This is a genomic window from Azospirillum canadense, assembly GCF_025961225.1.
Classification (GTDB): Bacteria; Pseudomonadota; Alphaproteobacteria; order Azospirillales; family Azospirillaceae; genus Azospirillum; species Azospirillum canadense.
In genome coordinates this window covers 10814-26618 of the sequence record NZ_JAOQNG010000002.1, presented here as the reverse complement: position 1 = coordinate 26618, position 15805 = coordinate 10814, and the positions used below count along the sequence as shown (strand labels likewise).

The following is a 15805-nucleotide window of genomic DNA, read 5'->3' as shown; positions in this document are numbered from 1 at the left end:
CGCGGGGCGGCCGACCGGCCTGCGGGACAACCCGAAACCGGCGGCGACGCCCCGCGGCGTGCGGATCAGCGGGCCGGCCGGCCGGCGGAGGCGGGAGCCAGGGCCGACAGGGGCACCGTGAAGACCTTCACCGACTGCGCCGACGCCGCCGGCGCGCTTCCCAATGCGCTGCCCGAAGCGCTGTAGGACGCCCGCATCGGCAACGCCGAGGTCGTGGACACCGGCAGCGAGGCCACCGTCACCGTCTCAGGCGCTGCGGCCTTCTCCGCGGGGGCCGGGGTGGCGACCGCCGCGGCCTTTTCGGCCGGGGCCTTCGCCTCGGGTGCCTGGGCGACCGGAGCGCCCGCCTTATCCGCCGTGCCTTTTTCCACCGTGGCCTTCTCCGGCGCGGGCGCCGGCTTTTCCGAGGTGGTCGCGGCCGGGGTCAGCAGGTCCGGCAGGCGGGCGGTGCCGCCGGCGCGCTGCTCCCAGCTGGACAGCCCGTCGGCGACGGCGCGCCGCAGGGTCGCCATGTCCTGCGCCGGCACCGCCTCGGGCAGCGGGTCGACGCCCGCCGACACCATCACGCGGGCATAGGCGTTCTGCAGGTCGGCGAACACCAGGTCGCGGCGCAGGTCGGACACCAGCACCGACACCTCCGCCTGGATCACCCCCAGGTCGCCCTGCTGGCCGACCGTGCTGCTGTTCACGTACTGCTGCCGGATGCGCTGGTCGATCGCCGCCTGGTCGGCGGTCAGCGCGAACTCCTGCGCCAACTCGCGGTACTGCACCATCGCCACCCGCACCTGGCTCAGCACCGCCACGCTCAGCGCCTGCCGGCGGAAGGCCACCAGCTCCTCCTGCGCCTTCGAATAGGACTGCGTGTCCCACGCCGAGGCCAGGTTCAGGATGTTCCACGACAGCCGCGCGCCATAGTCCGCCCACTGCTGGTTCAGCAGGAAGCTGTTGCTGTCGTAGTGCAGCCCGGCGTTCAGGTCGATGCCCGGCAGCAGCTTCAGCAGCGCGCGCCGCGTCTCGTCGGCGGTGATGCGGGCGTTGTAGGTCTCCTCGACCAGTTCCGGCCGGTTCAGCAGCGCGTAGGATTCCAGCGCCTCCACCGGGGTGGCGATGGCCGGCGCGTCCTTCGCCGTCGCCTCCGCCGGGATGGCCAGCGTGAAGCTCTCGCCCGGCGGCAGGCCCATCAGGGCGCCCAGCTGCGACTTGGCGGCGACCAGCTCGCGGCGCAGCGTCTGCAGCTGGCGCAGCGTGTCGACCAGCGAGCGCTGGTAGGTCAGCGTCTGCAGCGGCGCCTGCACGCGCTGCGTCTCCAGCGCGCCGGCGTTCCGGCGCGCCGCCTCGATGCGCTTTTCCAGCGGCTCGATGCGCTTCAGCAGCCGCTCGGCGGCCACGGCGCGCCAATAGGCGGTGCGCACGTCCTGCAGGATGCCCTGGACGACGCGGCGGCGGCGCTCGTCGGCGACCAGCACGAGGTTGGCGTTCTGGCGCGCGCGCAGGTAGCTGACGCCGAAGTCGAGGATGTTCCAGGTGAAGCCGAGGTCGGCGGTGCGGCGGTTGCGGTCGGTGGCGGTGGTGCTCTCGCCGGTGCGCCGCCCGGTGGCGAGGTTCAGGCTTTCCGAGCCGGCCTCGTTGTTGCGCCCGGCGTAGCCGGCGCCGGCGACGACACGCGGCAGCATGTCGAAGCGCGAGAGGTCGAGCTGCTGGTTGGCGACGGCCATCTCCATCAGCTTCACGCGCTCGTCGAGGTTGTACTTGATGGCGCGGGCCATCGCCTCGTGCATGGAGACGGGGCCGGCGATGGGCTCCTGCGGGGACATCACCACCGCCATGTCGGCGCGCACCCGCGACAGGTTCTCCTCGGACGTCAGGGGCTGCGGCGACAGCGAGCAGCCGCTGGCGAGCAGGGAGGCGGCAAGCAGGGCGACGGTCGCGCAGGCCATCGTGGACCGCGCCCGGAAGGTCAGAGGAAGGCAGGTCATTCTCGTCGGCAATCCATTCGAAGAGGAAACGCGGAGGCGGAAGCGGTGGAAGGGATGGGAACGCGGGCGGCCTCAAGCCGCCCGGTTGCCCGGTGGGGTGTGCGTGGCGAGCGCGGCGAGCAGGGCCGCGGTGCGGGCGTCGGCCGCCCCGTGGACCTGGGCGATCTGCCGCGTGAAGGCGGGCTTCGGCGCCGGGGCGTCGCCCGCATCGGCGCGGTTGCCCTGACCTTGCGGTTGGCCCTGGCCTTGGCCCTGCGGTTGGCCCTGTGGCTGACCTTGGCCGTCGCCCTGCCCTTCGGTTCCGGACGGAGCGTTGCGCTGGTCGCCGCCCTGCCCGTCGCCGGCCGGCGGCTGGGCGTTCTGGCCGCCCTGCTGCTGGCCACCTTGCTGCTGGTTGCCCTGGGTCTGCCCGTTCTGGCCGCCGCGGTTGGCCGGGGCGGTTTCGATGGTGTTGCGGTTGCCGCCCTGGGTCTGGCCCTGGTTTTGGATGCTCTGGTTTTGGGTGCCGGTGGTGCCGCGGTCGCCGCCCTGGGCTCCCGTGCCCGTCGCGCCGGGGGTGGAGCCGGAGGTGGTTCCGCCACCCTGCGTGCCGCTGCCCTGGGTTCCGAGGCTGCCGTTCAGCCCGCCGGTCCCGGTGCCCGTTCCAGTTCCGGATCCAGTGCCAGTGCCCGTGCCGACGCCCGTACCGGATCCCGTGCCGCCGGTGGAGAGCCCGCCCGTCGACGGGGTGCCCAGGCCGCCGCTTCCCGTGCCGCCAGTTCCCGTACCGGTGGAGACGCCGCCCAGGCCCGTGCCGCTGCCGGTCGCGCTGCCCGTACCGGTGGAGCCGAGGCCGCCCGACCCGAGGCCGGAGCCGCCAAGACCCGAGCTTCCAAGGCTGGAGCTGCCGAGACCGGAACCGCCCAGGCTCCCGCCGCTGCCGCCACCGCTGACGACGCTGCTCAGGCTGGAGCCGCCGCTCGACGAGCTTCCGCCGCCCGTGCTGCCCAGCACGCTGCTGGCGCTGCTCGACGTCCCGCTCGTGCCCGACGAGCCGCCGATCGCCGTGATGGTGATCGAACGGCCGGCGTCGCTGCTCGACTGGTTGCTGATCGCGTTGATGGTGATCGACCGGCCGGCGTCCGTGCTGCTGCTTCCCGACCCGCCGCCGCTGCCGATGGACGAGCTGGTGATGACGCGGCCCGCGTCGCTGCTCGTCTGGCTGGGCAGCGTTGGCGCCGTGCCGAGCGTCGGCCCCGTGGTGGTTTGTGTCGTCGAGGTTGACACCGCGCTGCTGGACGAGCTGTTGCTCGACGACACGGCCGTGGTGGTGTTGCCGCTCGATGTGACGACAGTCGTGGTCGGCGGCGGCGGGGGCGGCGCCACCGTGAAGGCGGTGGTGCCGGCGGCACCCGTGTTGCCGGCCGCGTCGCGGGCGCGCGCCGCGATCGTGAAGCTGCCGGTCCCCAGATCGGACGCCAGGACGAGTTGCCAAGTGCCGGCCGCGTCGGCACGGGCGGTGCCGACGTCCTTCCCGTTGACCGTCACCACGACCAGGGCGTTCGCCTCGGCCGTGCCGCGCACCGCCGTGGCCCCGGACGTCGCCGTGCCCACCGTCACCGTCGGCGCGCCCGGCGCCGTGGTGTCGATGGTCAGCGGTGTCGCCGTGGACAGAGCGCTGGCGTTGCCCGCCTTGTCAGTCGCCTGCACCTGGATGCTGCGCACCCCGTCGGCCAGCGCGGTGGCGAAGCTGTATTTCCAGGCGCCCGTGGCATCGGCGACCGTGGTGCCGACCGCCTTGCCGTCGACCAGCACCGTGACCGTGCTGTTGGCCTCGGTCGTGCCGCTGATAGCCGGCGTGCTGGTGGCGGAGACCCGTTCCGTCGCGGTGGATCCGGCGACCGTGCTGCTGGTCACCGCCGGGGCGGCGACCGTCGGGACACCCGTGTCGATCACGATGCCGGTGCTGTCGCCCACCTTGCCGCCGAGCGACAGGTTGGCGTCATTGCCGGCCGTGTCCCTGTAGGTGGCGGTCCCCGCCGTGATGCCGGTCACCGTGATGCCGGTGCCGGTGTCGTCGCCGGCCTGCACCACGTAACGGTAGGTGACCGCCCCGCCCGACTGGCTGACGAATGCCGCCGACCGGGCGGCCCCACCGATGGTGAAGCCCAGCGCCGAGTTGTTGGTGCCACCGATCACGAGGTTCGGGTCGTCGAAGGTGACGACGAAGGTCAGCTCCTGCCCGGCGCGGTAGGACTGGCTTTGCGGCAGCGTCACGCTGGCGACCAGCGGGACCACGCCGTCGGCCATCACGCCGGCCGTGGAGCCCACGCCGTTCAACGTCGTGTCGAGCGCGTTGCCCGCCGTGTCGATGGCCGACGCGGCCGTCAGGCCGCTCACCTGGATCCCGTTGCCGTCCAGATCCCCCGCCTGCACCGTGTAGGCGTAGACGGCGGTGGTCCCGCTGTTGGACAGCAGCATGGCCTGGCGGGTGGCGGTGCCGCCGCCCGCCAAGTCGACGACGAGGTTGAGCGTGCTGCTGTTCAGGCGGGAGACACGCTCCGAGAAGGTGACGGTGAACTGCAGCGTGTCGCCGAGCTTGTAGGTGCCGTTGGCCGGCGCCCCCACCGACACGACCGTCGGGACCGAACGGTCGATGGTCATCGTCGCCGTGGCGGAATAGTCGCCGGCATTGCCGGCGGCGTCGGTCGCCTTGGCCTTGACGACGTGGGCGCCAACGACGAGGTCGCTGGTCGGCGTGTAGCTCCAAGCCCCCGTCGCGTCGGCGGTCGCGGTGCCGACGTCGGTGCCGTCGATGTTGACGGTCACCGTGCTGTTGGCTTCCGCCATGCCGGTGATTGCCGGCCGCAGCTTGCGGGTGATGCCGTCGCCGGACGAGGTGCCGGTGTCGTCCGCGGCGGCAACGGCGATCGTGGTCGGCAGCGCCGGGACGCTGGTGTCGAGCGTGATGGTCAGGGCGCCGCCGGCCGTGCCGACGTTGCCCGCCACGTCGGTGACCCGCGAGGTGAAGGTCTTGGCGCCGTCCGCCCCCAGGTCGCCCGCGGTCACGCCGAGGTCGACATAGCCGTTCGTGATGTCGGCCGCCGTCAGGACATGCGTCACCGGGTGCCCGAGCGACGACCCGCCGAGCAGAAGCTCGACCGTGTCGCCGGCCACCGCGTTGGTGCCGCCCAGCGAGACGCGGACGGTCGGGCTGGTCACCCGCGTCACGCCGTCGCTGTCCGACCGGCCGCTGTCGCTGCCCGACACCAGCACCGCCGGGGAGGTCGGGGCCGGCGGCGGCGTGGTGTCCAGCGTGACGGTCAGCGCGCCGCCGACCAGCGTGCTGGTGCTGTTCGCGTCCGTCACCCGCGCGGTGAAGGTCTTGGCGCCGTCCGCGCCCAGGTCGCCCGCCGCGGTCACGCCGAGGTCGACGTAGCCGATGGCGACGTCGGCCGCGGTCAGGACCCGCGTCACCGGGTGCCCAAGCGACGTTCCGCCGAGCAGAAGCTCGACCGTGTCGCCGGCCGCCGCCGGGCTGCCCGGCAGGCTGACGCGCACCGTCGGGGTCGTGGCGTTGGTGATGCGGTCGGTGCCCGACGCGCCGCTGTCGCTGCCCGACGCCAGCGCGTTGGGTTGCGCCTCCACCACCGTCACGGCGTTGGCCGGGCTGCTGACCCAGTTACCGCCGTCGTCGATCTTGACCTGGAAGGCGGTGGTCCCCGACGCCGGCGCGTTCGGCACGCTGGTGCTGGTCGGCGCGAAGACGAGGTTGCGCAGGTCCGCCTGCTCGGCGCCACCGATGCCCTGGGTGCTCGCGTAGCTCTTCTCGTAGACGATGTCGGTGCCGCTGACGGTCCGCGTCCAGCCGGCGGCCGAGGCCGCCGTGAAGTCGCCCTGGTTGGCGCCGTTGACGATGATGACCTGCACCCGCGACGTCTGCACGTCCGGGTCCGCCACCGTCGCCGTCGCGAACGGCTTGGCCGTGGAGCCGTACTGGATCGCTTGGCCGGCGTTCAGGCCGCCGATCACCGGCGTGTCGTACACCGAAGTCGTCACCACCGTGGTCCGCCCGTCGGACACGGCGCCCGCCACGCCGTCGTTGACGGCGATGGTGAAGGTCGTCGTCTCCGTCGCGGCCGGCGCCACGTGGTTGGGCGCGGGCGTGAAGACCAGCGCCCGGACCGCCGTTTGGGCCTGCGCCGCGGTGCCGGTGAAGCTCCACACCCCGGTGGCGGCGTCGTAGCTGCCGCCCTGGGTTCCGGCCAGCGCCCCCCTAGCCGCGCTGTCGAGCGTGACCGTAACCGTCTGCACCTGCAGGGTGTCGGCGTCCTGGATGGTCACGGCGGCGAAGGGCGTGACGGTCGCCGTGTCGGTGGTCGGCTGCGCCGCCGTGGTCACCCCGCCGATCACCGGAACGCTGTTGGTGATCAGGCGCCAGGCCGACCCGGCCGCTTGGCTGCCGCCCTGCCCGTCGGTGGCCGTGACCACCAGCTGCAGGTGCTTGGCGTCGTCGGCGCCGGTCAGCGTGTAGCTGGAGGACGTCGCCCCACCGATCGCCGTGGCGCCGGTGCCGGCGCTGTCGCTGGCCCGGTACCACTGGTAGCTGTAGGTGACCGTGTCGGCGTCGGCGTCGCTCCAGCTGCCGGAGGTGGCGGTCAGGGCGCTGGCGATGGTGCCGGGGCCGGACACCGTGGGCACCACCGTGTTGACCGGCGCGCTGTTGCCCACGGCCGTCCAAACGGTCGCCGCGGTCTGGTCGGTGCTGCCGTGGGCGTCGTTGGCGGTGACCACCACGCGCAGGTACTTGTGCGCGTCGGCGAGCGCGGGCGTGTAGCTGGTGCCGGTGGCGCCGCTGATCGCCGTGGCGCCGGTGCCCGCGCTGTCGCTGGACCGATACCACTGGTAGCTGTAGGTGACCGTGTCGGCGTCGACGTCGCTCCAGCTGCCGGTCCCGACGCTCAGCGTGCTGCCGACCGTCGCGGTGCCGGTGATCGCGGGAACCGCGCTGTTGACCGGCGCGCTGTTGCCGATGGCGGTCCAGGCGCCGTTTACGCTCGGCGTGTGGCCGTTGCCGTCGTTGGCGGTGACCACCACGCGGACATATTGGTGCGCGTCGGACGTCGTCGGCGCGTAGCTGGCGGACGTCGCGCCGCTGATCGCCGTGGCACCTGTGCCGGCGCTGTCGCTGGCCCGGTACCACTGGTAGCTGTGGGTCAGGACGTCGCTTTCCGGATCGGTCCAGCTGCCCGTGCCGGCGGTCAGGGTCTGGCCGACCGCCGCGGTTCCGGTCACGACCGGGGCCACGCCGTTGGCCGGCGTCTCGTTGACGTTGGTGACGGTGACGGACAGGGTCTGGTCGGTGGTGTTGCCCAGGCTGTCCGTCGCCCGCACCACCACCTTGTAGACGTTGTCCGCGTTGGCGTCCGTCCGCGTTTCATAGTCCGGCGCGGCCGTGAAGGACAGCGCCGTTCCGGTGAGCGTGAACTTCGCCGAATCCTCCCCGCCCACGATCTGGTAGGTGATCGGTCCGTTGCTGTCGGTCGCGGCGAGCGTGACGACGGGCGTCGAATTCTCCGGCACCGACGGCGCCACCGTGGAGGTGAAGGCCGGGCCGGCCCGATCGGCCGTGTGGACCGTGCCCGTGGTAAAGGCGGCGATCGACCCGTTGGTGCCGTTGCCGTTGCCGGCGCTGTCGATCACGTCGGTGCTGCCCTTCAGGTCGAGCCGCAGCGTGCCGTCGCCGCTGACGCCGGTGACGGTGATGTCCCACGTCGTGCCGCTGCCGGACACGGAAGCGACGGTGCCCGACGCGCTGCCCGTGGCCGTCAGGACGAAGTCGTCCGTGGTGACGTTCGCGACGGTTTCGGAGAACACGACGCGATAGGTCACCGACGCGGCGGTGAGCGTCGGCGCGTTGATCGGGGCAATGCTCTGCACCGACGGCATGGTGGCGTCGAGCGTGTAGGACTGGCTGGCCACCGCGCCCTCGTTGCCGGCGGCGTCGACGACCTTCATCTTCACGCTGTTGGTGCCGGACAGCAGGGTGGCGCCGGTCCAGGCCACGGCGGTGCCGTTGACCTTGCCGGTGATGTCGGTCCAGGTCGTCCCGCCGTCCACGGAGCCGTACAGGATGTCCCCGGTGGCCAAGCCGGCCGACAGGGTGGCGGAAATGGTCTGGCCGGCCGTGGCTGTGAGGAAGTCCGTGCTCGACGTCCCGACATCGGCCGAGAGGCCGATGGTGCCGATGGTCTGGATCGGCGCAACCGTGTCGACCGTGGCGTTGGTGCTGTCGGCCGTGGTGGTCGTGTTGCCGGCGTTGTCGGTGACGGTCACCGACACGTTGCGGTTGGTCGCTTCGACGCTGCCGGCCGTGATCACGTAGGTGGCGGTCCACGTGCCGGAGCTGTTGGTGGCCGTCACCGCGGTGCCGCCGCCGAACTGGCTGAAGTCCATCGTTACCGCGACGATGCTGTCGGTGTTGTTGTCGCCGCCGGCGGTGTTGTTCCAGGTCGCGGTGACGGTGTCGCCGATCTTGTAGGCGCCACCCGTGCCCGACGCACCACCGATGCTGATCTTCGCGTCGGTCACCGTCGGTGCGACGTTGTCCACGGTGGCGCTGGTGCTGTCGGCCGTCGTGGTCGTGTTGCCCGCGTTGTCGCTGGCGGTCACGGACACGTTCTTGTTCGTGCCGTCGATGCTGCCCGACGCGATGACGTAGGTCGCGGTCCAAGTGCCGGCGCTGTTGGTCGCCGCCACCGCGGTGCCGCCACCGAACTGGCTGAAGTTCACCGTCACCGAGGCGATGCTGTCGGCGTTGTTATCACCACCGGCGGTGTTGTTCCAGGTCACGGTGACGGTGTCGCCGATCTTGTAAGCTCCACCCGTACCCGAAGCGCCGCTGATGTTGATCTTCACGTCCGTCACCGTCGGCGCGACGTTGTCGACCGTGGCATTCGTGCTGTCGGCCGTCGTGGTCGTGTTGCCCGCGTTGTCGGTCGCCTTCACCGACACGTTCTTGTTCGTACCGTCGACGCTGCCGGCCGTGATGACGTAGGTCGCCGTCCAGGTGCCGGCGCTGTTGGTCGCCGTCACCGCGGTGCCGCCGCCGAACTGGCTGAAGTCGACCGTTACTGACGTGATGCTGTCACTGTTATTGTCGCCGGCGGCGGTGTTGTTCCAGGTCGCGGTGACCGTGTCCCCAATCTTGTAGGCCCCACCCGTGCCGGTGCCGCCGCTGATCGACACGTTCGCGTCGGTCACCGTCGGCGCGACGTTGTCCACGCTGCGGTTCGCGGTGTCCGTGACGGTGGCGGTGTTGCCGGCGTTGTCAGTGACGGTGATCGCCACGTTGCGGTTGGTTGCGTCGATGCTGCCGGCGGTGATGACGTAGGTCTGGCGCCACACGCCACCGGAGTTGGTCATCGCCACCGCGCTGCCGCCACCGAACTGGCTGAAGTCGGCGGTGACGGCGCCGATCGTGTCGGGGTTGTTGTCACCACTGGCGGAGTTGTCCCACACCGCGGTTACCGTGTCGCCGATGCGCAGCGTGTTGCCGGTCCCGGTCGGGGTGGAAAGGCCTGCCATGTTGCCCACCGTCAGCACCGGCGCCACGTTGTCCACGGTGGCGTTGGTGCTGTCAGCCGTGGTGGTCGTGTTGCCGGCGTTGTCGGTGGCGGTCACCGACACGTTGCGGTTGGTCACGTCGATGCTGCCAGCCGTGATGACATAGGTCGCGGTCCAGGTGCCAGAGCTGTTGGTGGCCGCCACCGCCGTGCCGCCGCCGAACGCGCTGAAGTCCACCGTCACCGACGCGATGCTGTCGGTGTTGTTGTCGCCGGTGCCCGTGTTGTTCCAGGTCGCGGTGACCGTGTCGCCGATCTTGTAGGCGCCGCTGGTGCCCGACGCGCCACCGATGCTGATCTTCGCATCGGTCACCGTCGGGGCCACGTTGTCCACGGTCGCGTTGGTGCTGTCCGCCGTGGTCGTGGTGTTGCCGGCGTTGTCGGTGACAGTCACGGCCACGTTGCGGCTGGTCGTGTCGATGCTGCCGGACGCAACGATGTAAGTCGACGTCCACACTCCGTCGGCATTGCTGCTCGCGGTCACCGCGGTGCCGCCGCCGAATTGGCTGAAATCCACCGTAACGGTACTGATCACGTCGGTGTTGTTGTCGCCACTGATGGAGTTGTCCCAAGTGGCGGTGACGGTGTCACCGATCTTGTAGGCGCCGCCGGTGCCGGTGCCGCCGCTGATGCTGATCTTCGCGTCGGTCACCGTCGGAGCCACGTTGTCCACGGTGGCGTTGGTGCCATCGGCCGTGGTGGTCGTGTTGCCCGCGTTGTCGGTGGCCGTCACCGACACATTCTTGTTCGTGCCGTCGACGCTGCCGGCCGTGATGACGTAGGTCGCCGTCCAGGTGCCGCTGCTTTCGGTCGCCGCCACCGCCGTGCCGCCACCGAACTGGCTGAAGTTCACCGTCACCGAGGCGATGCTGTCGGTGTTGTTGTCGCCGGTGCCCGTGTTGTTCCAGGTCGCGGTGACCGTGTCGCCGATCTTGTAGGCGCCGCCCGTGCCCGACGCACCGCTGATGCTGATCTTCGCGTCGGTCAGCGTCGGAGCGACGTTGTCGACCGTGGCATTCGTGCTGTCGGCCGTCGTGGTCGTGTTGCCGGCGTTGTCGGTGGCGGTCACGGACACGTTCTTGTTCGTGCCGTCGACGCTGCCCGACGCGATAATGTAGGTCGCCGTCCAAGTACCGCTACTTTCGGTCGCCGCGACCGCCGTGCCGCCACCGAACGCGCTGAAGTCCACCGTCACCGACGTGATGCTGTCGGTGTTGTTGTCACCGCCGGCGGTGTTGTTCCAGGTGGCGGTGACGGTGTCGCCGATCTTGTAGGCGCCGCCCGTGCCCGACGCGCCGCCGATGCTGATCTTCGCGTCCGTCACCGTCGGCGCGACGTTGTCCACGGTCGCGTTGGTGGTGCCGGCGGTGGTGGAGGGGTTGCCGACCGAATTGGTGGCGGTGACCGAGACGTTCTTGCTGGTGCCGTCGACGCTGCCGGCCGTGATGACGTAGGTCGCCGTCCAAGTGCCGGAGCTGTTGGCCGCCGCCACCGTGCCACCGCCGAACTGGCTGAAGTCCATGGTGACGGAGCCGATGGAGGCGTTGTTGTCGCCGCCGGCGGTGTTGTTCCAGGTCGCGGTGACGGTGTCGCCGATCTTGTAGGCGCCGCTCGTGCCCGATGCGCCGCTGATGGAAATTCTCGGCGCGGTGACGGTCGGCCCCACGTTGTTGACCGAGGCGTTGGTGGTGTCGGCCGCGTTCGCCGCGTTGCCAGCGTTGTCGGTGACGGTCACCGTCACGTTCTTGTTCGAGGCGTTGATGCTGCCGGCCGCGATGACGTAGGTCGCGGTCCAGGTGCCGGAGCTGTTGGTCGCCGCCACCGCCGTACCGCCGCCGAACTGGCTGAAGTTCACCGTGACGGTGCTGATCGTGTCGGCGTTGTTGTCGCCGGCACCCGTGTTGTCCCAGGTGGCGGTGACCGTGTCGCCGGTCTTGTACACGCCGCCGGCCCCCGTGGCGCCGGCGATGCTGATCTTCGCGTCGGTCGCCGTCGGGGCGATGTTGTCGACCGTGGCGTTCGTGCCGTCGGCCGTGGTCGTCGTGTTGCCGGCGTTGTCGGTAACGGTCACCGACACGTTGCGGTTGGTCGCGTCGATGCTGCCCGCCGCGATGACGTAAGTTGCCGTCCAGGTGCCGGAACTGTTGGTCGCCGCCACCGCCGCGCCGCCGCCGAACGCGCTGAAGTCCACCGTGACCGATGCGATGCCATCGGCGTTGTTGTCGCCGCCGGCGGTGTTGTTCCACGTCGCGGTGACGGTATCGCCGATCTTGTAGGCGCCGCTCGTGCCCAAAGCACCACTGATGCTGATCTTCGCGTCGGTCACCGTCGGGGCGACGTTGTCCACGGCGACGTTGCCGGTGCCCGCCGTGGTCGTGGTGTTGCCCATGTTGTCGGTGGCGGTGACCGAGACGTTCTTGTTGGTGCCGTCGACGCTGCCGGCCGCGATGACGTAGGTCGCCGTCCAGGTGCCGGAGCTGTTGGCCGCCGCCACCGTGCCGCCGCCGAACTGGCTGAAGTCCATCGTCACCGACGTGATGCCGTCGGTGTTGTTGTCGCCAATGCCCGTGTTGTTCCAGGTCGCGGTGACCGTATCGCCGATCTTGTAGGCGCTGCTGGTGCCGGTGCCGCCGCTGACGCTGATCTTTGCGGCCGTCACCGTCGGCGGCTGGTTGTCGACGGTGACGGTGGTGGTGGGGCTGGCGTTCGCGGTGTTGCCGGCGTTGTCCGTCGCCGTGATGGTGACGCCCTTCGACGCGCCGTCGACGGTGCCCGACGCGATGACGTAGGTCGCGGTCCAGGTGCCGGAGCTGTTGGTGGCCGCCACCGCCGCACCGCCGCCGAACTGGCTGAAGTTCACCGTCACCGAGGCGATGCTGTCGAGGTTGCTGTCGCCGCTGCCGCTGTTGTTCCAGGTCGCGGTGACCGTGTCGCCGATCTTGAATCCGCCGGCCGTGCCGCTGCCGGTGCCCGTCAGGGTGGTGTTGGCCGCGGTGATGGTCGGCGCGACGTTGTCCACGGTGGCGTTTGTGGTGTCGGACGTGGTCGTCGTGTTGCCGGCATCGTCGGTCACCGTCACCGACACGTTGCGGTTGGTGGCGTCGACGCTGCCGCCCGTGATGACGTAGGTCGCGGTCCAGGTTTCGGAGCTGTTGCTCGCCGCCACCGCGGTTCCGCCGCCGAACTGGCTGAAGTCCACCGTGACGGAGGCGAGGTCGCCGTTGTTGTCGCCGGTGGCGGACGTGTTGTTCCAGGTCGCGGTGACCGTGTCGCCGACCTTGAAGGCGCCGCTGGTGCCCGACCCGCTGTTCAGGGTGATCTTGCCGCCCGTCACCGTCGGGGCCTGGTTGTCGACCATCACGGTCGTGTTGCTTGTCGTGGTGGTGGTGTTGCCGGCATCGTCGGTCGCCTTCACCGACACGGTCGCGCCGCCGTCGACGGTGCCGCCCGTGATGACGTAGGTCGCCTTGTAGACGCCGCTGGTGGGGGTCGCCGCCACCGCGGTGCCGCCGCCGAATTGGCTGAAGTCCACCGTCACGGTGGACAGGTCGCCGTTGTTGGTGCTGCTGTTGTCGCCGGTGCCCGTGTTGTTCCAGGTCGCGGTGACCGTGTCGCCGACCTTGAACGCGCTGCCGGTGCCCGACCCGTTGTTCAGCGTGATCCGGCTGCCGGTCACCACCGGGGCGATGTTGTCCACCGTGGCGTTGGTGGTGTCGGCCGTCGTGGTGGAGCCGTTTCCGTTTGTTGCCTTCACCGACACGTTCTTGCTCGTGCCGTCGACGCTGCCCGACGCGATGACGTAGGTTGCGGTCCAGGTGTCGGAGCTGTTGGTCGCCGCCACCGCCGTGCCGCCGCCGAACGCGCTGAAGTCCACCGTGACGCTGGTGATGCTGCTGTTGTTGTCGCCACCCGACGTGTTGTTCCAGGTCGCGGTGACGGTATCACCGACCTTGTAGGTGTTGCTGGCGCCCGAATGGCCGGCAATGGAAATGTTGCCGTCGGTGACCGTTGGGGACGGTCCGCCGAGAATTGGCGATTTCAACACGACATCGTCAAACCCCATTTCCAGCGGGTTCGCCGTAGGGCCGCCTGACGTGTAGATGCGAACCTGGTCAACGTTATCGAAGTTTGTCGACAGCGATACGGTTGCATTTGCGCCAATGGTGGTGTCGCTGAATGTATCAGTTTGCAGCTGCACCCCATCACGGTATCCAACAATATAAACCGTATAACCCTGCGAGTTAAAGTCGTACAAATTAATGGAATCAAAGCGAAACTCTGTACCGTTCGCTGTTGCGATCACGAAATAGGCAGGGAGCGTCGCGCCAGGAGTGTTATCGATATTGATCACCAACCCCTTGCTTCCGCTGCCAGGATCGGCGTTTCCAAGATTGGTGCTGCTGCCGGGAGCAGACAATGAGGCGTAGGCTGTGCTGAGGCCGCTGTCCGTCAGCTTGAAGGCGACCGTGCCGAAATCCGTCGTCGATACGGTGACGGTCGCTGTGCCGGCGCCCCCCGCGACGGTGGTGAAGTTGATGGCGTCAGTGACGAGAAGGCTGCCATAGCCATTCAACGCGACGTCGGAGAACGCGACACCTTCATTGATATCACCGATCTTCGTCTCAAGTGTCCAATTGCCACCCAGAGCCGAAGAGCCGGTCAGATCATTCGAAGCGGCGACATCGGCGCCGCTCGTTCTGGCCAAAGCGGAAACGAATTCCAGTCCCTTGCTGCTTGCAACTTCGCAGCCATACAGAAGGAGATCGCCGTCCGGACTGAGCGCCTTTCCGAGCGACGCCACATCCGACGTGCGTGCCGCGAGAGTGTCGGCATTCAATTGCAAGGCGCCGAGATAAACGACGCCCTCGCTGCCGTGGCTGACCACATGGATCGCGTCATAGCCCTGATGGGTTTGAGCCCATTGGACCATTTGCGTCAGACCGTCTTTCGATGCGTCAAGCAGAACGACCTCAACACCCGCTTTCGCACCGTCCACGAACGTTTGGTAGCCCGCAACGTCGGACTCGATAAACACGACCTCCTTCTTGCCATCGTTCTGTGCAGGATCGAGGGGTCGCACATCCACAGGGCCGGCTTCGGACGTCGCGGCTGCCATGGCCGGTGCTGCCGTTGGTGCCGTGGGTGCCGCGCCAACGGCGGCGGCCGAGGCCGCGGCAGCGGTGACCGCCGCGTCCTTCTGCGCCGCGTCGGCCGTCTTGCCGTCCGGATGCGCGGCGTTGGGGTCGGCGTGCTGGTCCGCCGTGGGATCGCTGGCCGCGGTCGCGACGCCGGCGGCGTCGAACATGAAGCGCGGTTCGAGTGCCATGGCCAGGGGTGCCTTCCGGCCCTTGCCCTGCACGCCCGGTTGCGCGGCCTTGCCGCCCACCCGCGTTCCGGTCACCGAGCCACCTTTACCCCGCGTGAACATCGACTTCATGGCCGCACCCGTCCTCACCCGACAAATTGGCTAACTTTACCCAATTGGGTATTTGTAAAAAAGATAATCTCCACGCGCAACATGAGAACATGTGATGAAATGTATCATCTTTTCGGTGCGACGAAACGGACAGGCAACCAAAATTGGACTGGAATATCAGTTTCTGAGACGCAACAGGATGGCCGGACACCGCAACAAGCGTGTTTGTCGATGTGCATACTTGCGTATGCACAACTGCAACGCCCCGCTCTCCTCTGCGTCGCGACCCCGCATCGGCGCTTCCTGAAGGAATTAGCTTGGCGAAGTCGAAAACGACTTTCCCCATCGTCATCCCGGCGAAGCCTCATAGGCGTAGACTCGGGGCGCTGGGGCCTACCCGCGGTCGCAACGTCTCTTCTCCATCATCCCAGCGAAGGTTGGGATCCAGGGCACATCAGTCGCACAACGTCGAAGTTTTCTGGATCCCAGCCTTCGCGGGAATGACGGGGAAGGGTCCACATCGGCCCGTCCAATCAAGACGTGTACATACCGCAGCCCGGGTTTCGAGGAAGACGCGAAAAGAAACACGCTTAAAACCATTAAAGGTTGTGTTTCAACACCGCAATGTCCGCCTGAAGCCGCCGGACCGGATGGAATGGCAGAACATACATAGGAATGTTTGCTGCTTTCCCCCATTCACGCCGGCCGGATGCACGCCATCGCCAACGTCAACGGTCCGGCGTCGCAGGATCCGCTGCTCCGCAACTGAAGAAAAATGTCGAAAATTGTAAAATTATATTTCGCATCAA

General features: G+C 68.8%; 2 protein-coding genes. Both read right to left on the bottom strand.

Features of this window, described 5'->3' with window-relative positions; genetic code table 11:
• Window positions 1-65: 65 nt before the first annotated feature.
• Window positions 66-1976 (bottom strand): TolC family protein, encoded by a 1911-nt coding sequence (locus M2351_RS14880; protein WP_264656895.1) that lies wholly within the window; start codon window positions 1974-1976, stop codon window positions 66-68.
• 72 nt (window positions 1977-2048) lie between these two features.
• The gene (locus M2351_RS14875) at window positions 2049-15017 is read right to left on the bottom strand and encodes an Ig-like domain-containing protein (protein WP_264656894.1); all 12969 of its coding nucleotides are present in this window, start codon (window positions 15015-15017) and stop codon (window positions 2049-2051) included.
• Window positions 15018-15805: the final 788 nt, after the last annotated feature.